Genomic DNA, 16,392 nt, shown 5'->3' with positions numbered 1-16,392 from the left:
GCCTTCACTTTCCACGCGGAACGGTCATCTCGATCTCGGTGCCCTCACCGGGCGCGGACGTGATCAGGGTCGTGCCGCCGAGGTCGCGGACGCGCCCGCGGATCGACTGGGCGACGCCGAGCCGTCCGTCCGCCGCCGCCTGCTCGAGGCGCCCGGCCGGCATGCCCGGCCCGTCGTCGCGGACGCTGACGATCACCTCGTCGCCGCCGTCCTCGAGCAGCACCCAGGCCCGCGCGGCGTCACCGCAGTGCACGGCGACGTTGTCGAGCGCCGCGGCGACGGCCGCGTCCAGTTCCCGGGCGGCGTGCTCGGGCAGCGGGACGGGCGTCGCGGGCGTGGAGACGGTGACGGTGCCGGACGCTCGGGCCGTCAGCAGCGGCCGCAGGTCCCGGTCGTCCCCGGCGGCGGGTCCCGGACGGCCCGGGGCGGCCCCCGCGGCGGGACGTCCGGAACCGGCCGCGGCGCGCGGCGGGGTGCGGGGAGCGCTGCCGACCAGGGCGCGCAGCGCGGTCTCCTGCTCCCCCGCCAGCCGGGCCAGCTCGGCCGCCTCGCCGTCGAGCCCGGCGCCGCGCCGCCGCACCATCGCCAGGACCTGCAGCACCGAGTCGTGGATGTCGCGGGCGAGCCGCTCGCGCTCGCGTCCGGCCGACTCCAGTTCGACGGCGCGGGCGAGCCGCGCCTCGGCCTCGCGCGCCAGCCGGACGACGTGCCCGACGACCAGTCCGGCGAGGACCAGCAGCACGATCCCGTTGAGGGCGCGGGTGTCGATCTCGCCGGTCGTCCCGGCGAACACGTGGACCAGCAGGTTCGCCAGCGCGAGCACCCCGGCGGCGGCGATGCCGAGGCGGCGGCCCCCCACCACGGCCCACGACAGGACGGCCGCCGCGACCCACGACACCGGCAGCGTCGGCCGTCCGGAGACGATCCCCGCGACGCTCTCCACCCACGCCGTCGCGAGCACGCAGCCGGCCGAGATCGCCATGTCGGCGGCGAGGAGGGCGGGGCCGCGGCGGCGCGGGTCGCGGAACAGCAGCCACGCGGCGACCGTCCAGCCGGACATGACCCCGAGGACGGCCCAGGCGCCGGCCGGATGCGCGTAGCCGCCCGAGTTCTTGACGATCAGCACCGCGGCGTAACCGAGCGCGGCGGTCCGGTACACCGCGACCGCCCGCCACAGCGCGGCCTCCAGCCCCAGGCCGCCGCCGCGGTCCGGTTCACCCGCCGTCGGTCCGCCCTCCGTCGTCGCGCCCGGTACGGGCTGCGGCCCCGCCGTCGTTCTCGCCGGCGTCGTTCTCGTCCTCGTCGTTCTCGTCGTCGTCGTTCTCGTCGTCGTCATCGTCGTCGCGCACCGGGCGGACCGGCTTGCCCGCCATCTCGGCCTTGACCTCGGCGGCGTACCGGTCGACGTACTCCTGGCCGGACAGCTCCCGGATCGCCGCCATGATCTCGTCGGTGATCGCGCGCAGCACCTCCCGGTCGTCCTCGCGGCCGTAGTAGCGGGAGAAGTCGAGCGGCTCGCCGAACCGGACGCCCGGCCGGACGCCGAGCCGGGGCAGCGGCTTGCCGGGCGGCATCAGCTCGAACGTGTTGATCATCGCCATCGGGATCACCGGGACGCGCGACTTCAGCGCGAGCCGCGCCACGCCCGTCTTGCCCCGGTACAGACGGTTGTCGGGGGCGCGGGTGCCCTCCGGGTAGATCCCGAGCAGCTTGCCCTCCCCCAGGATCCGCAGGCCCGTCTGCAGGGCGGCCTCGGCGGCCGAGCCGCCGGTCCGGTCGACCGGCACCACCCCCACGCCGGTGAAGAACCCCTTGCTGATCAGGCCCTTGATCCCCTTGCCGGTGAAGTACTCGCCCTTGCCGATGAACAGGATCGGACGCATCAGCGGCAGCGGCCCGAAGAAATGATCGGCGAACGACAGGTGGTTGCTGACCATGAGCGCCGGCCCGCGCTTCGGCACGTTGCGCATCCCCCGGTTCCGCGGCCGCCACAGGAGGTACATGATGGGCGTGAGGACGATCCTCAGCAGGATCCAGAACCAGAGCATGCCGACACCCTTTCCTAACCGCGCGTGCATGCGGTGTGCGAGACGAGGTCCCCGGCCCGGGGGGAAGATGATGGGCTATCTTCGCATCTCGCCCCGCGGCCGCCCACCCGGCCGTCCCGCCGGGCCCGCCGGACGGGGCGCGGCGCGGCGCCGGATGGCCGTAGTCTCTCTACGTAATCTCAATTCGGGTGCGCCCCGGGGCTTGTCCCGGGCGGTGCAGCGAATACCGTGGGACACACGTTTCTACGTGTCCGGGGGCGCCGCCGTGTGCGGAGCGCCGCCGGACGCGCCTGTCGATGGGGGAGCGGAGGCCGACATGCCGGTGCTGCCGGTCACGCCGGAGTCGAAGGAGCCGGCCCCGTGAATCGCCGTGGCAATGGACTGTCCGCCGACACCTACGCCCCGCTGGTCGATCTCGCCCCGCATCTCGCCGACGCGATGCTGACGGCGCTCCGGGACGCGGGCGTGGCGGCCTACGCCGTCCCGCCGGCCGCCGGGACCGGCGCGGACGACCCGGGGCTCACCCCGTCCGGTCCGCCCGACGGGGCGCCGCGCGCCGCGGACGGGTCCGGACGCGCCGCCGAGGACGTCCTCGACCGGCTGTACGTGGACGTCGAGATGAAGCCGGCCGCCGAGGGGATCCTGCGGGCCCACCTGGCGCGGCTGCGCGACGCGGGCGTCCGCGGTTCCGACCCGGACTCCGACCGCACCGACGCCGCGCTCACCGACCCGGGACGGCCCGACGGCGAGCGCGCGGACGGCAAGCGCTCCGACCCCGACCGCGCGGACGGCGACCGGCCGCGCGCCGACCGTCCCGAGCCCGCCGGCGCGGGCGGCCCGGACGGGCCCGGCGCGGCCGACGCGTCCCCCGCCGGCACCGCCGAACGCGACGAGGACGCCATCTGGGCCGAGATCGTCGCGGGGTTCGACGCCGTACCCGAGGGCGACGAGGTGCCCTGGCCCGACCAGGAGAACATCGACGAGCCGCCCGAACCGCCCGCGGAGGGCGACGACCGCACCGGCCGGCTGCCCCGCGCCCGGGTGATCAAGCCGGCCGCGGAGCCGGAGTTCCCGGCGGAGGACGAGGAGGGCCACTACGTCCCGCCGCCTCCCCCGCCGCTGCCCGCCGCGGACCCGCTCACCAAGGGCGCCTGGGTCGCGCTGGTCGGCGGGCCGGTCTACCTGCTGATCACCGTCATCCTCGACTGGGAGGTGCCCGGCTGGGCCGCGTTCCTCGCCGTCGCCGCGTTCATCGGCGGTTTCGTCACGCTCGTCCTGCGGATGGGCGACGAACCCCGCGACGGGGACGACGGCGCGGTCGTCTAGCCGCGCTCTCCGCGTTCCGGTGCCTCGGCCAGGACGATCACGCGGTTCGGGCACGCCTCGGCGGCGCGGCGGGCGGACGGCAGCAGGCCGGGCGGCGGCTCGGCGTCCAGCAGCACGACCAGGCCCTCGTCCTCGTCCTGGTCGAACAGCTCGGGCGCGTTGAAGGCGCACTGGCCCGCGCCGCGGCAGGCGTCCCGGTCCACGCTCAGCCGGCTCACCACGTCACCGGGAGCTCGCGGACCCCGTACACGACGGAGTCGCGGAACCGGACCTCCCCGGGCGCGCAGGCCAGGGCCAGGCCGGGGAGCCGGTCGAGCATCCGGGCGAAGGCGATCTCCATCTCCAGCCGCGCGAGCGTCTGGCCGATGCACTGGTGCGCGCCGAACCCGAAGGCGACGTGGTGGCCCGGCGGGCGGGCCGGGTCGAAGACGCCGGGGTCGGCGAAGGCGCCGGGGTCGCGGTCGGCGGCGGCCAACGCGACGATGACGCCCTCGCCCGCCCCGATCGTCACGCCGCCCACCTCGACGGGCTCGAGGGTCACGCGCTGGGTGCCGCGATGCACGATCGTCAGGTACCGCAGCAGTTCCTCCATGGCGGGACGGATCAGCGCGGGGTCCGCGCGCAGCCGGTCGAGCTCGTCCGGGTGCCGCAGCAGCGTGAACGTACCGAGCGCGATCATGTTCGCGGTCGTCTCGTGCCCGGCGAGCAGCAGCAGCCGCGCCATCGCGACGGCCTCCGCGTGCTCCAGGTCCCCGGCGCGGACCCGGCGCGCGACCCGTCCGAGCAGGTCGTCGGTCGGTTCGCGCTCTTTCTCGGCGACGAGCCCGTCCAGGTACGCGGCGAGTTCGCCGAACGCCGCCCCCGCCTCCTCCTGCGTGATGTCCGTCCGCAGGGACTCGGCGCTGCGGTCCTGGAAGAAGTCGTGGTCGCGGTAGGGCACGCCCAGCAGCCTGCAGATCACCAGGGACGGCAGCGGCAGCGCGAACTCCGACACCAGATCGGCCGGCGGGCCCTGCCCGACCATGGCGTCCAGCAGCGCGTCGACGGTCTCGGTGATGCCCGGCCGCATCAGGTTGACACGCCGGACCGTGAACTCCGCGGTCAGCGTGCGGCGCAGCCGCGCGTGCTCCGGGTCGTCCATCCGCAGGAACGACAGCGCGCCCGGGACGGGCGGCAGCGGCAGCACGTGCGGGAAGTTCGGGAGTTGGTCGTCGGCGCTGAGCCTGGGGTCGGCGAGGACGGCCCGGACGTCGGCGAGCCGCGACACCATCCAGGGCTCGGACCCGTCGGGCATCCGCACCCGTACCGGCGGCCCGTCGAGCAGCGCGGCGTACTCCGCGGGCGGATCGAGGGGGTCGTCCCGGTGGACGGGGAAGGGCACGGCGGATCGTTCCATGGAGATCCTCCGAAATCTATCGGGTGGACATTCACCGTAATATTTCGATGAATTGCGTCAACCCCCATTTCGGCCACTCTTTATCTGCACATGCGAACATCCCTCAGGAAACCACGACTTTCCCGCCAGAATGATCACCACATCGCGAGAGCGTCGGCACCGACGACCCCAAAGGCAAGCCCACCACCTGCGGCGACATATTTCGGGCATGCGACAATCAACATATCCGTTGCATTTTTCCCAGGTGCGACGACTGTGACTCAGAGGTAAGTCAAGACCGCAGCCGGAGATCGGCCACCACCGGACGGTGATCGGTGGCGGCGATGTAGTCGGCGGCGGGCGCGACGTCGGCACCGGGAACGCCGCAGCCCTCGACGTCCACGTCCGGATCGGCGAAGATCCCGTCGATGCGCCGCCGCGGGGCGCGGGCGGAGAACGTCGCCGACTCCCCCGCCGGGGCGACCGCGTGACCGTCCCGGAGCCGGTCCGCGAGCAGCGACCAGGCGGGCCCGCCGGGCTCCTCGTTGACGTCCCCGGCCAGCACCACCGGAGCCCCGTAGCGCTCCCGAGCCCGGTCCAGATGCTCCAGGATCTCCAGGACGTGCCGGCGGCGCGGCTCCGCCGCGAGGTCGAGATGCGTGGACGCCGCGACGAACCGGACCCCGCCGGTCTCCAGCACCGCGACGGCCAGCGCCCGGCGGTGCAGGTCCGGTTCCGGCCCGAGCAGGTGGAACTCGCGGGCGACGCGGCGGACGCGCGGGGCCGCGAGCACCGCGAGCCCGCACGCCCGGCGGCCCGCCGCGACGACCGTCCCGCAGTCCCGGGCCAGCCGGCGCCGCTTGCCGCGCCAGCCCCAGAACCGCGGGACCTCCTGCAGGCACAGCACGTCCGGCCGGACCGCGCGGACGACCCGCGCCACCGCCGCCGGGTCGTCGCGCAGCGACCGGACGTTGTAGCTCATCACCCGCAGCGCCGTCACGGGGTCACGTCACGGGGTCACGGGGCGGGGTCACGGGGCGGGGTCACGGGGCGGGGGCCGGGACCCGGGCGAGGTCGGCGGCGCCGACGATCCCGGCGGCCGAGCCCAGCTCGGCGATGCGGATGTCGGGCAGCGGGCGGTGCCCGCGTCCGGTCAGCGCCTCCCCGAACGACGTGCGGATCGGGTCGAGCAGCAGGTCGCCGGCGTCCGACAGGCCCCCGCCGATGATGAACGCGCCCGGATCGAGGATCGCGCTCAGATCCGCCAGCCCCTGCCCGGCCCACTGCGCGACCGTCCGGAAGCACTCCAGCGCCGCCTGGTCGCCCTCCCGCGCCGCCTGCGTCACCTCGGGCCCGCGGATGCCCTCGGGCGTGCCGCCCGCCAGCTCCAGCAGGCGCCCCGCCATCGCGGGCGCCACCCGGGCCAGGTCGCGGGCCTCGTGCACGAGCGCGTTGCCACTGGCGTACTGCTCCCAGCAGCCGCGGTTGCCGCAGCCGCAGCGCCGCCCGTTCGGCACCACCCGGAAGTGGCCGACCTCGGCGCCGATGCCGAACCGGCCCCGGTACAGCTCGCCGTTCAGCACGACGCCGCCGCCGATGCCGGTGCCGAGCGTGATGAGGACGAGGTGGTCCTCGGCGCGTCCGGCGCCGAACCTGGCCTCGCCCCAGGCGGTGGCGTTGCCGTCGTTCTCCACCACGACCGGGAGCCCGACCAGGCTCTCCACCTTCTGCTTGATCGGTTCGTCCCGCCAGGCGAGGTTGGGCGCGAACAGCACGGTCGAGCGCGTCTCGTCGACGAACCCCGCGGTGCCGAGCCCGACCGCCGTGACGTCCTCGTACTTGCCCTTCAGCAGCTCGACGACCTCGGCGATGACCTCGGCGGTCTCCTTGGGATTGGTCGAGGGCGTCGGCCGCCGGACCTTCTCGAGGATCGTTCCACGATCGTCGACGACCCCCGCGGCCACCTTCGTGCCGCCCACATCAACGCCGATGGTCAGGGCCATGTACGCATCCTCCTCTTCACGCGCCCCCGAGCCGGGGCGCGTCCCGCCTTGCACGTCAGTCGCCGGACCCGCCGGAGTCGCCGGTCGCGGCCGACCACGGGTCGCCCGCCGGGCGGCCGCGCCGCTCCCCCGACCGCTCAGAGGTACCCGCCGCACGGCTCGCCGACTCCTGGCCTGACCGCTTCTGGTACGTACCGCCGTCTCGCGTACCGCCCGCTCGCTCGCGGCCGTCCCGCGCACGCTCGTCCCGCGCACGCTCGTCCCGGACGCGCTCGTCCCGGACGCGCTCGTCCCGGACGCGGTCGGCGGCGGCGATCACGTCGAGGCCGGCGGCCAGCAGCGACTCGCCCGCCTCCCGCAGGTGCCGGGCGACGTCGCCGCCCGCCGCGCGCCGGATCGCGATCGCCCGGCAGACCGGGCAGTCGCGGCATTCCGGGGCGCCGGTGGCGATGCGCGGCTCCCCCGCCTCCCGGCCGGCGCGGGTGCCGCGCTCGTCGCGGGGCCGCTCGGCGGTCGCCGCCGCCCACGCGTCGCCGCCCGGATCGCCCGATCCGGGCGCCTCGGTCCGGTCGGGACGGTCGCGCTCGCCCGGTGGGCGGGGACCGCCGAGGATTCCGGTGCGGGCCGCGCGCCGCAGCAGCGCGTCGAAGACCTTGCCCGCCTCGTCCAGGATGTCGCCCGGCTGATCGCTCATGACCCCATCATCCATCCGTCGTCGTCGGGGGTGAACACCCCGGATCAGCGCTCCACGCGGGTCTTGAGGCCCTTCAGCGCGGTGTCGACGATGCGCTTCTCGGCCTTGCGCTTCACCATCCCGGGCACCCGCACCCGCACGTCCAGGGTCAGGTCGTAGGTCACCCGCGTGGCGCCCGCGTCGTCCGCCAGGGTGTAGGCGCCTTCGAGACCGGTCACGACCGACCCCTTCTCGTCGAGCCGCCAGGACACCCGGTCGTCGCCCTCCCAGGTGTAGCGGAGGCCGACGGTGTCGCTGAAGGGCCCGCCGTCGAACGTCAGCCGGGCCCGCTCCGCGCGGCCGTCCGCGGCCGCCTCGAGCACCGTGAACTCGCGGATGCCGCTCGCCCAGTCCGGATACGCCTCGAGGTCGGCGATGATCGCCATGATCTCGGGCCTGCCGGCCTCGACGACGATGGAAGAACTCGTGCGGTCCGCCATCTGCGTTTCCCTTCCGGCGCTGCGCGGTCATCGGTGGACGGTGCGTGGACGGTGCGTGAACCTTGCGTGGACGCCCCCGCCAGTATCCTTCACACGTCCAGTACGTAGGGCACGCCGCGCGCACGGAAATGCCCCACGTTCACGCATTCGGTCCGCCCGATACGGATGCGGGACGCGAGCGGCTGGTGCACGTGCCCGAACAGGACGTACCGCGGCTGCGTCCGGTGGACGGCCTCGAGGATCGCCTCGCTGCCCCGCTCGAACCTGCGCGCGACCGTGTCGTACAGCAGGTCGGGCACGGCCGGGGGGATGTGGCAGCACAGCACGTCGACCTCGCCGACGGCCGCGACCTTCGCCGCGAACGTCTCGTCGTCCAGCTCGTAGGGGGTGCGGTACTCGGTGCGCAGGCCGCCGCCGACGAACCCGAACCGCAGGCCGCCGATCTCGGTGGTCTCCCCGTCCAGGACGCGGTGCCCATCGCGCAGGTGCGGCGCCCACATGCGCGGGACGTCCACGTTCCCGTACGTCAGGTAGGCGGGGGACGGCATCGCCGCGAACAGCTCCGCGTACTGGCGGTCGACGGCCTTCTCGATGTGCGGCCACGCGTCCCCGTCCAGGGACGCCCACAGCTCGCGGGAGAACGCCCGCGCCTCGTCGAACCGCTTCAGCGTCCGCAGTTCGATGAACCGGTCGGCGTTGTCGCGGCCGAACAGGTCGGCGAAGATCCCCTGCGCGTGGTCGTCGTAGTCGATGAACAGGATGAGGTCGCCCAGGCAGACGAGGGCGTCCGCGCCGTCCGCCGCGCTCCGGAGTGCCTCCGCGCGGCCATGGACGTCGCTCACCACGTGGATCCTCATGAACCGACTCTAATGGGACGGACCGGCACGCGACACACCCGGGTTGATCGGCGATTCACGCCGTTCCGGACGCCGGCCGGTCCGCGCGCGGGACGCTCTCGCCCGCTCCGGCGTCGGCCGCCGGCGGCTCGGCGTCAGCCGCCGGCGGCCGCGGAGACGAGCGAGCGCCACTCGGCGACCAGCGCGGGGTCGACCGGGGCGTCCCAGGAGCCGTCGGGACGGACGGCGGTGCCGACGTGGAACGACGTGACGCCCGCGGCCGCCAGCACCGCGACGTGCTTGCGGCGCAGCCCGCCGCCCGCCATGATCATCCCGGCCGCGCCGGGGCCCTCGGTGGCCCGCCGGACCAGGACGTCCACGCCCGCGTCGACGCCGCGCGCGGAACCGGCGGTCAGGACGGTGTCGAGCCCGCCGCCCTCGGCGGCGGCGGGAAGGCCGCGGACGGCCCGCCACGCCTGCGCGGGGTCGGCGGCGTGGTCGAGGGCGCGGTGGAACGTCCAGGGCAGCGGCGCGGCGACCGCGGCGAGCTTGCCGGTCGCGGCGGTGTCGACGTGGCCGAACGAGTCGAGGAAGCCGAGCACGAAGCCGTCCGCGCCCGCCTCGGCGAGCCCGGCGGCGGCGTGCCGGAGCCGGTCCAGCTCGGCGCCGGTGGTGCGGAACCCGGCGTTGGCGCGCAGCATGACGCGCAGCGGGAGGTCGGTGGCGGCCCGGATCGCGGCGAGCACGTCGGGGTCGGGCGTCAGGCCGTCGGCGGCCATGTCGGCGACGACCTCGAGCCGGTCGGCCCCGCCCTCCCGCGCGGCGCGCGCGTCGGCGGCGGTCAGCGCGATCACTTCGAGCAGCGACATGCGGCTCCCCCGGCCCGGTTCGTGTGGGACGCGACCCAGGGTAGAGGAACGGGGCCGCGCCGCCACGGAACGGCCGCGCTCTTTGCCCTCCGTTGACCGGTGCGCGTGCGCACCGGGCGAGCACCTTTGCTACCCGTGGGTATCATGCCGTTCCGGAGAAGCCGGACGGTTTCCCCGTCACGCCGAGGATCGATCGAGGAGCAGGCCGTGCGCGAGTTCAGCGTCCCCGCGATGGTGGAGGTCCCCGACTCCGCCAACCTGACCGACGCGCCGTTCGACCGGGCGGCCGAGTCCCCCGGGACCATCGTGCTGCGCCGCAAGCGCGGCGAGGCGTGGAGCGCGGTGACCGCGGGAGAGTTCGCCGCCGAGGTGACCGGTGTCGCCAAGGGCCTGATCGCGGCCGGGATCGAGCCCGGCGACCGCGTCGGCCTGATGTCGCGGACGCGGTACGAGTGGACCCTCCTGGACTACGCGATCTGGGCGGCGGGCGCGGTCGCCGTGCCGGTCTACGAGACGTCCTCCGCCGAGCAGGTCGAGTGGATCCTCGGCGACTCCGGCGCCCGCGCCGTGTTCGCCGAGACGGCCGCGCACCTGGAGGCGATCGAGGGGATCCGGGGCGCGCTCCCGGACCTCGCGCACGTCTGGGGCATCGACGCGGGCGCCGTCACCGAGGTCACCGAGCTGGGCAAGGACGTCGGCGACGACGCGGCGGCCGAGCGCCGCCGGGCCCGCGGCGCGGCCGACGTCGCCACGCTCGTCTACACCTCCGGCACCACCGGACGCCCGAAGGGCTGCGAGATCACCCACGGGAACCTGGTGCTGACCGCCCGCAACGCCGTCCAGGGCGCGATCTCCGAGGTGGCCGTGGACGGCAGCGCGACGCTGCTGTTCCTCCCGCTCGCGCACGTGTTCGCGCGGCTGATCGAGGTCGCGAGCATCGAGGGCGGGATCGTCCTCGGGCACAGCGACATCCCGAACCTGCTGCCCGATCTCGCCTCGTTCCGGCCGACGTTCCTGCTGGCCGTCCCGCGCGTGTTCGAGAAGGTCTACAACGGCGCGGAGCAGAAGGCCATCGCCGGCGGCAAGGGCAAGATCTTCAAGGCGGCGGCCGACACCGCGATCGCCTACAGCCGCGCGCTGGACGACGGCGGCCGCCCCGGAGCCGGGCTGAAGGCCAAGCACGCGGTGTTCAACGTGCTCGTCTACGGCAAGCTGCGGGCGGCCGTCGGCGGGCGGGTGCAGTACGCGGTCTCCGGCGGCGCCGCCCTCGGTGAGCGGCTCGGCCACTTCTTCCGCGGCGTCGGCATCACGATCCTGGAGGGGTACGGCCTCACCGAGACCACCGCCCCGGCGGCGGTGAACAGGCCCGGCGCGATCAAGATCGGGACCGTGGGGCAGCCGATCCCGGGCGTGGACGTGCGCATCGCCGAGGACGGCGAGGTCCTCTTCCGCGGCGTCAACATCATGCGCGGCTACTGGAACAACGAGGACGCGACCAGGGAGTCCCTGGAGGACGGCTGGCTCCGCACCGGCGACCTCGGCTCCCTCGACGACGACGGCTTCCTGAAGATCACCGGCCGGAAGAAGGAGATCCTGGTCACCGCCGCGGGCAAGAACGTGGCGCCCGCCCCGCTGGAGGACCGGCTGCGCGCCCACCCGCTGATCAGCCAGTGCCTGGTCGTCGGCGACGGCCGCAAGTTCATCAGCGCGCTGGTGACGCTGGACGAGGAGGCGCTCGGCCCCTGGAAGGAGCGGCACGGCAAGCCCGCCGCCATGACCGTGGACGAGCTGCGCCGCGACCCCGACCTCACCGCGGAGATCGAGTCCGCGGTCGCCGAGGCCAACAAGTCGGTCAGCCACGCCGAGGCGATCAAGAAGCACGTCGTGCTCGGCGTGGACTTCACCGAGGAGGCCGGGCACCTCACCCCGAGCCTCAAGGTCAAGCGCAACGTGGTGATGAAAGACTTCTCCGGCGAGATCGACGCCCTCTACACCTCCTGACCCGCTCTGTCCCGCACCGTCCTGACCCGCACGGCTTCCGTGCGGGTCAGGACGGTGCGGTAGGGCGCACGGGGCGCTAGGCGCGCAGGCCTGCGACGGCCTCGGCGATCGGCGTCCCGCCGTTCAGCAGGTCCAGCGTGCGGCGCCGCACGCCCGGCTCGTCGAGCAGCGCCACCAGCACGGCGGCGACGTCGTCGCGGGTGACCGCGTCGTGCCCGATCGGCGGCTCCGCCAGGCGGACGCGCCCGGTGCCCGGGTCGTCGGTGAGGCGGCCCGGGCGCAGGATCAGCCAGTCGAGGGCGTCCCGCGCGCGCAGGTCGTCCTCCGCCTCCCCCTTCGCCCGCACGTAGGCGGCCCACACCTCGCCGCGGGACGCGTCGGTCGGCGCGCCCGCGCCCATCGCCGACACCTGCAGGAAGTCGCGGACCCCGGCCCGCTCCGCCGCGTCCGCCGCGAGCACCGCGGCGGCCCGGTCGACGGTGTCCTTGCGCGCCGCCCCGCTGCCGGGCCCGGCCCCGGCGGCGAACACGACGGCGTCCGCGCCGGCGAGCGGGCCCGCCACCGCGTCCGCGGTCGCCGACTCCAGGTTCAGCACGACCGGCTCCGCCCCGGCCGCCCGCAGGTCGTCGGTGTGGTCCGGGTTGCGGATGATGCCCCGGACCGTGTCCCCCCGTGCGGCGAGCAGCCGGGACAGCCGCAACGCGATCTGCCCGTGCCCGCCCGCGATCACTACGTCCATGCCGCGATCCTACGGCGGCCGGTCCGCGCGGTGGCCGGTCAGGTCGCGGACGGCCGGTTCTCCAGCGCCGCCCGCGCGAAGCGCACGACGTGCTCGCGCATCGCCGCGGCCGACTCCGGCGAGTCCGTGCCCGCGCCGAGCAGGTCGGCGAGCTGTGACATCGCGAGCGGCATCATGGCCAGCCCGAGCAGGCTGAGCACGGTACGGCCGACCTCGGGGGACGGCTCCTCCCCCAGCCGCGCCGCGAGCGAGGTGACCTTCTCGCCGCAGCGCTCGGCCCGCCAGTACTGGTCGGGCAGCGGTTCGGACCGTTCGTGCAGCGCCTCCCACATCAGCAGCCGCAGCAGCTCGGGATGCTGCCGGTAATGGTCGAAGGCCGCGCCCACGTACGCGACCGGGTCGTCCGCCAGCACGTGGTTGGCCGCGGCGAACTCGTCGAGCGCGTCCTTGATGACGGCGTCGAACAGCTTCTCCTTGTTGCCGAAGTAGCCGTAGATCCGCTCCTTGTTGACGCCCGCGCGGGCGGCGATGCGGTCGACGCGGGCGCCGGCGATCCCGTGCGCGGCGAACTCCTCGCGGGCAGCGGCGAGCAGTGCATCCCGGGTGGTGGTCGCGGGGTTCTTCGGCATGGCGGCATCCTACCGGAGTGAACCACCAACCGGTTGGTTGACATCCAACTGGTTGGTTGGCTACCGTTCCGGGTCATGTTCCGCACAGAGCTCCGCTCCCCCTCCCCCGCGGCTCCGGCCCACGCTCCGTTCGGACCCACCGTGGCCGTGCTCGCCGCCACCGCCCTGCTGGCCACGAGCCAGCTGTACGGGATGATCCCGCTGCTCGGCCGCGCCGCGTCCGGCTGGCACGCCGACCCCGCGTCCCTCACCTGGCTCGTCAGCGTCTTCGGCTTCGGGTACGCCGCCGGGTTCCTGCTGTTCGGCCCGCTGTCGGACCGGCTCGGCCGCCGCCGCGTCATGGTCGGCGGCGTCGCGGCCACCGCCGTCACCACCGCGCTCGTCGCCGCCGCGCCGTCCCCCGAGGCCGCGATCATGCTGCGCATCGCGCAGGGCGTCACCATCGGCGCGTTCCCGCCCGTCGCGATGGCCTACATCGGCGAGCGGGTCGCGCCGCACCGCAGGCTCGTCACCGTCACCGCGATGACCACCGGGTTCCTCGCCGCCGCCGTCATCGGCCAGCTCGCCGCGCAGGGCCTCGCCGCGGTGCTCGGCTGGCGCTCGTTCTTCCTCGCCGGCGCGGTCGCGTTCGCCGCCGCCGCCGTCGCGCTCGCGCGCGTGCTGCTGCCGGACGGCCCGTCCGGCGGGGCCTCGCCCCTCACCGCCTACCGGATGATGTTCCGGTTGCTGGCCGCCCCGAACCTGGTGCCGCTGTTCCTGGCCGTCCCCGTCGTCCTCGGCCCCTTCGTCGCGATCTACACCGGACTGGAGCTCACCGGCACCACCGGGCTGCTGGCGCTGCGCGCGAGCGCGCTGCCCGTCATCCTCGCCGTCCCGTTCCTCACCACCCGGCTCGCCCGGATCCCCGGCCCGGCCCGGGCGGCCGGGGCACTCGCCGCGGCCGCCGCCGGGGTCGCCCTCGTCGGCCTCCTGGAACCGGGCACCCTCGGGCTCGCGCTGCTGCTGATGGTCGTCACCGCGGGCACCGCCGTCGCGGCCCCCGGCCTCATCGACATCGTCGTCGCACGGGCGGGCGCCGCCCGCGCACCGGCCGTCTCGCTGCACAGCACTCTGCTGTTCGCCGGCGCCAGCCTCGGGCCGCAGCTCGCCGCCGCGCTGACGGGCCAGGGGCTGCGCGCGCTCGGCCTCGTCCTCGCCGCGCTGCTCGCCGCCGGTGCCCTGCTGGTCGCCGGCACCGGGCGCGAGCGGACCTGACCGCTCACCCCGTCCAGGGCAGCCGGAGGCTCTCCAGCTCCGGATCGGCCAGCACCGCGTCGACCAGGGCGGACGGTCCCGCGAACTTCGTCCCCCACAGGTCCCAGTCGCAGTACACGATCCAGGACCGGTCCTCCGGCCACAGGTTCGACGGGCAGCTCTGCATGGACGGGTGGTCGTACAGCGCGTCCGCGTCGCCGAGCCGCCCGACGAGCACGGTGTCCTCCTCCCACTCGTTCGTCACGAGCGGGCAGTAGTACGCCAGGCAGCGGGTGTCGGCGCCCGACGGGACGCACCGCAGCAGGACTCCGATCAGCCGCTGCCAGCCCTCCCGGTCCAGGCACCCCTCGGCGGGCGGCCGGATCGCCGCCGACCAGCTGCCCGCCGGATGCGCCTGCCGCAGGCACCGGCTCCCCGGCAACCGCCCGTCCGGGACGGCGGGCTCGCCGGACCCCCGCGCCAGCTCGCGCCACCGCAGCCGCCGCCAGCCCCGCCCCGGATGGCCGGTGCGGCCGAGGGCGGTGCCGGTGACGACCGAGCCCGCCAGCAGCTCGCTGACGTCGCCCACCGGTTCCGGCAGCCGCGGCCGCCGGGTCAGCCCCGCCTCCGCCATCGACTTGTGGAGGTCGTCGTAGGTCGTGGTGACGAGCCCCTCCTCCCACGCGTACATCGCGTGGAGGATCCACGCCGCGTCGGGACGGCTCGGCGGCTGGAACCCGCTGTACCCGTGCTCGGGATCGAGCTCCTCCAGCCACCGGGCGGCCGCCCCCGGAACCCGGACCCATGCGTCCTCGACGTGCGCGTTCTCCATAGCTGGCATCCTGTCACCCGGGGACCTGCCGCGGTACGAGCGCCGGGGCGCCATTTCCGGCCCGGCCGGAACCGGCGGCGCCCGCCGGCCCGCCCGTCAGCCCTCCAGCAGGGCCCCCAGCCGCGCCGCCTGGATCTCCCAGCGCCACTCCCGCTCGACCCACGCCCGGCCCGCCTCGCCCATCGCGCGGGCCCGCGCGGGGTCCGCCAGCAGGTCCGCCACCGCGGCGGCGACCCGCGCGACCGACCGGCCCGGCACCACCGCGCCCGTCTCGCCCTCCAGGACGGCGTCGGGCGCGCCGCCCGAGTCCCCCGCGACGACCGGCAGCCCGGTCGCCGACGCCTCCAGGTAGACGATCCCGAGCCCTTCGACGTCCAGTCCGCGGCGCCGGGTGCGGCAGGGCATCGCGAACACGTCCCCGGCGTCGAAGTGGGCCGGCAGCTCCTCCCACGGGACGCTCCCGGTGAACACCACCGACCGCGACACCCCGGCCGACTCCGCGAGCCGCTCCAGGTCGGCGCGGTACGGGCCGCCGCCCACGAGCAGCAGCGCCGCGTCCGGAACCCTGCGCAGCACCCGCGGCCACGCGTGGATCAGGGCGTCCTGCCCCTTGCGCGGCACCAGCCGCGACACGCACACCGCCACCGGACGGTCCGCGAGGCCGTACCGCGCGCGGACGTCCGCGCCGCCCGCACCGGCCCGGAACGCCTTCTCGTCCACCCCGGGCGCGAGCCGCGCCATCCGCGCCGCCGCGGCCGGGCTGAGCGCCCGCGCCATCCGTGCGCGCGTGTACTCGCCCAGGTAGGTGAGGACGTCGACGCCGTCGCCGATCCGGCCGAGCAGCGACCGCGCGACGGGCAGCGCGGCCCAGCCGGCCTCGTGCCCGTGCGTGATCCCGACCAGCCGCCGCGCACCGCTCCGGCGCAGCGCCGGGCCGAGCAGCCCGAGCGGGGCCGCCGCGCCGAACACCACCGAGTCGCACCCCTCGGCGCGCAGCACGTCCGCCGCGCGCCGCAGCACGCCGGGCACCGGCAGCATCAGCGAACCGGGATGGCGGACGACCGGGAACGGCTGCGCCGCGTCGAAGCGCGCGGCGCCCTCCCAGGCCGGGGCGTACACCACCACCGAGCCGGGCGGGCGGCGCAGCGCCAGGGCGTGCACGAACGCCTGGATGCCACCGGGACGGGGCGGGAAGTCATTGGTCACGACGAGGGTCTTGGTCATCGCCGCCCAGGATATGGAGCGCCGGGGGCGGGCACGTCACCGGACGTCCGGAAACGGCGCGGGGCCCGCCACCGGTCGTCCGGTGGCGGGCCCCGCGGTCATGA

17 protein-coding genes are annotated in these 16,392 nt (G+C 75.2%); 3 read left to right on the top strand and 14 right to left on the bottom strand.

Annotated features, from left to right (window positions below):
- Positions 1–4: 4 nt before the first annotated feature.
- Entirely contained in the window at positions 5–1,159 is a 1,155-nt protein-coding gene (locus F7P10_RS36435; protein ID WP_254716208.1) for a MacS family sensor histidine kinase, read from the bottom strand.
- A 55-nt stretch (positions 1,160–1,214) separates the two neighbouring features.
- Positions 1,215–2,048 (bottom strand): 1-acyl-sn-glycerol-3-phosphate acyltransferase, encoded by an 834-nt coding sequence (locus F7P10_RS36430; protein ID WP_151016603.1) that lies wholly within the window; start codon positions 2,046–2,048, stop codon positions 1,215–1,217.
- A 360-nt stretch (positions 2,049–2,408) separates the two neighbouring features.
- On the opposite strand from F7P10_RS36430, the gene F7P10_RS36425 reads away from it, so the two are divergent.
- The gene (locus tag F7P10_RS36425; protein WP_151016602.1) at positions 2,409–3,374 is read left to right on the top strand and encodes a hypothetical protein; all 966 of its coding nucleotides are present in this window, start codon (positions 2,409–2,411) and stop codon (positions 3,372–3,374) included.
- On the opposite strand, the gene F7P10_RS36420 is transcribed toward F7P10_RS36425, so the two are convergent.
- The 8 genes from F7P10_RS36420 to F7P10_RS36385 all read right to left on the bottom strand — a co-directional run bounded on the left by F7P10_RS36420 (position 3,371) and on the right by F7P10_RS36385 (position 9,630).
- A complete protein-coding gene (locus F7P10_RS36420) occupies positions 3,371–3,592 on the bottom strand; it encodes a ferredoxin (protein WP_176611794.1) in 222 nt (73 codons plus the stop codon). The two genes, F7P10_RS36425 and F7P10_RS36420, sit on opposite strands and share 4 nt — an antisense overlap.
- Positions 3,589–4,770 (bottom strand): cytochrome P450, encoded by a 1,182-nt coding sequence (locus F7P10_RS36415; RefSeq protein ID WP_151016600.1) that lies wholly within the window; start codon positions 4,768–4,770, stop codon positions 3,589–3,591. The genes F7P10_RS36420 and F7P10_RS36415 overlap by 4 nt, the downstream gene beginning before the upstream one ends.
- A 271-nt stretch (positions 4,771–5,041) precedes the next feature.
- Positions 5,042–5,749 (bottom strand): endonuclease/exonuclease/phosphatase family protein, encoded by a 708-nt coding sequence (locus tag F7P10_RS36410; protein ID WP_254716207.1) that lies wholly within the window; start codon positions 5,747–5,749, stop codon positions 5,042–5,044.
- 43 nt (positions 5,750–5,792) lie between these two features.
- Positions 5,793–6,752: an ROK family glucokinase gene (locus F7P10_RS36405; RefSeq protein ID WP_151016599.1), complete on the bottom strand. Its 960-nt coding sequence runs from the start codon at positions 6,750–6,752 to the stop codon at positions 5,793–5,795.
- Positions 6,753–6,807: 55 nt separating this feature from the next.
- Entirely contained in the window at positions 6,808–7,446 is a 639-nt protein-coding gene (locus F7P10_RS36400; protein ID WP_151016598.1) for a hypothetical protein, read from the bottom strand.
- A gap of 44 nt (positions 7,447–7,490) precedes the next feature.
- On the bottom strand, positions 7,491–7,925 hold the full coding sequence (locus F7P10_RS36395) for an SRPBCC family protein (protein ID WP_151016597.1): 435 nt from the start codon (positions 7,923–7,925) through the stop codon (positions 7,491–7,493).
- A gap of 89 nt (positions 7,926–8,014) precedes the next feature.
- Positions 8,015–8,782, bottom strand: a complete 768-nt coding sequence (locus tag F7P10_RS36390) for a metallophosphoesterase (RefSeq protein ID WP_151016596.1) — start codon at positions 8,780–8,782, stop codon at positions 8,015–8,017.
- Positions 8,783–8,916: 134 nt separating this feature from the next.
- Positions 8,917–9,630, bottom strand: coding sequence for a copper homeostasis protein CutC (locus F7P10_RS36385; RefSeq protein WP_151016595.1), 714 nt, complete (start codon positions 9,628–9,630; stop codon positions 8,917–8,919).
- 207 nt (positions 9,631–9,837) lie between these two features.
- On the opposite strand from F7P10_RS36385, the gene F7P10_RS36380 reads away from it, so the two are divergent.
- On the top strand, positions 9,838–11,631 hold the full coding sequence (locus tag F7P10_RS36380) for a long-chain fatty acid--CoA ligase (RefSeq protein WP_151016594.1): 1,794 nt from the start codon (positions 9,838–9,840) through the stop codon (positions 11,629–11,631).
- A gap of 76 nt (positions 11,632–11,707) precedes the next feature.
- Here the strand turns inward: F7P10_RS36380 and F7P10_RS36375 are convergent, their stop codons facing one another.
- Entirely contained in the window at positions 11,708–12,370 is a 663-nt protein-coding gene (locus tag F7P10_RS36375) for an NAD(P)H-binding protein (protein WP_151016593.1), read from the bottom strand.
- A 38-nt stretch (positions 12,371–12,408) separates the two neighbouring features.
- Positions 12,409–12,999: a TetR/AcrR family transcriptional regulator gene (locus F7P10_RS36370; RefSeq protein ID WP_151016592.1), complete on the bottom strand. Its 591-nt coding sequence runs from the start codon at positions 12,997–12,999 to the stop codon at positions 12,409–12,411.
- Positions 13,000–13,074: 75 nt separating this feature from the next.
- Here F7P10_RS36370 and F7P10_RS36365 point away from each other — a divergent pair, with 75 nt between their 5' ends.
- The gene (locus F7P10_RS36365; protein WP_151016591.1) at positions 13,075–14,253 is read left to right on the top strand and encodes an MFS transporter; all 1,179 of its coding nucleotides are present in this window, start codon (positions 13,075–13,077) and stop codon (positions 14,251–14,253) included.
- 4 nt (positions 14,254–14,257) lie between these two features.
- Here F7P10_RS36365 and F7P10_RS36360 read toward each other — a convergent pair whose 3' ends face one another.
- Together F7P10_RS36360 and F7P10_RS36355 are read right to left on the bottom strand one after the other, a co-directional pair.
- Entirely contained in the window at positions 14,258–15,064 is an 807-nt protein-coding gene (locus F7P10_RS36360) for a hypothetical protein (RefSeq protein WP_151016590.1), read from the bottom strand.
- Positions 15,065–15,160: 96 nt separating this feature from the next.
- On the bottom strand, positions 15,161–16,288 hold the full coding sequence (locus F7P10_RS36355) for a glycosyltransferase family 4 protein (RefSeq protein ID WP_151016589.1): 1,128 nt from the start codon (positions 16,286–16,288) through the stop codon (positions 15,161–15,163).
- Positions 16,289–16,392 lie beyond the last annotated feature (104 nt).

The organism is Actinomadura sp. WMMB 499, assembly GCF_008824145.1.
GTDB lineage: Bacteria > Actinomycetota > Actinomycetes > Streptosporangiales > Streptosporangiaceae > Spirillospora.
The sequence above is the reverse complement of the archived record's forward strand: the minus strand, read 5'-3'. Positions and strand labels throughout refer to the sequence as shown.

Excerpts from the sequence above, each read along its gene's own strand:
- F7P10_RS36360 (WP_151016590.1), bottom strand. The coding sequence starts at position 15,064 with ATGGAGAACGCGCACGTCGAGGACGCATGGGTCCGGGTTCCGGGGGCG.
- F7P10_RS36405 (WP_151016599.1), bottom strand. The coding sequence starts at position 6,752 with ATGGCCCTGACCATCGGCGTTGATGTGGGCGGCACGAAGGTGGCCGCG.
- F7P10_RS36370 (WP_151016592.1), bottom strand. The coding sequence starts at position 12,999 with ATGCCGAAGAACCCCGCGACCACCACCCGGGATGCACTGCTCGCCGCT.
- F7P10_RS36375 (WP_151016593.1), bottom strand. The coding sequence starts at position 12,370 with ATGGACGTAGTGATCGCGGGCGGGCACGGGCAGATCGCGTTGCGGCTG.
- F7P10_RS36390 (WP_151016596.1), bottom strand. The coding sequence starts at position 8,782 with ATGAGGATCCACGTGGTGAGCGACGTCCATGGCCGCGCGGAGGCACTC.
- F7P10_RS36415 (WP_151016600.1), bottom strand. The coding sequence starts at position 4,770 with ATGGAACGATCCGCCGTGCCCTTCCCCGTCCACCGGGACGACCCCCTC.
- F7P10_RS36365 (WP_151016591.1), top strand. The coding sequence starts at position 13,075 with ATGTTCCGCACAGAGCTCCGCTCCCCCTCCCCCGCGGCTCCGGCCCAC.
- F7P10_RS36400 (WP_151016598.1), bottom strand. The coding sequence starts at position 7,446 with ATGAGCGATCAGCCGGGCGACATCCTGGACGAGGCGGGCAAGGTCTTC.
- F7P10_RS36355 (WP_151016589.1), bottom strand. The coding sequence starts at position 16,288 with ATGACCAAGACCCTCGTCGTGACCAATGACTTCCCGCCCCGTCCCGGT.
- F7P10_RS36385 (WP_151016595.1), bottom strand. The coding sequence starts at position 9,630 with ATGTCGCTGCTCGAAGTGATCGCGCTGACCGCCGCCGACGCGCGCGCC.
- F7P10_RS36395 (WP_151016597.1), bottom strand. The coding sequence starts at position 7,925 with ATGGCGGACCGCACGAGTTCTTCCATCGTCGTCGAGGCCGGCAGGCCC.
- F7P10_RS36430 (WP_151016603.1), bottom strand. The coding sequence starts at position 2,048 with ATGCTCTGGTTCTGGATCCTGCTGAGGATCGTCCTCACGCCCATCATG.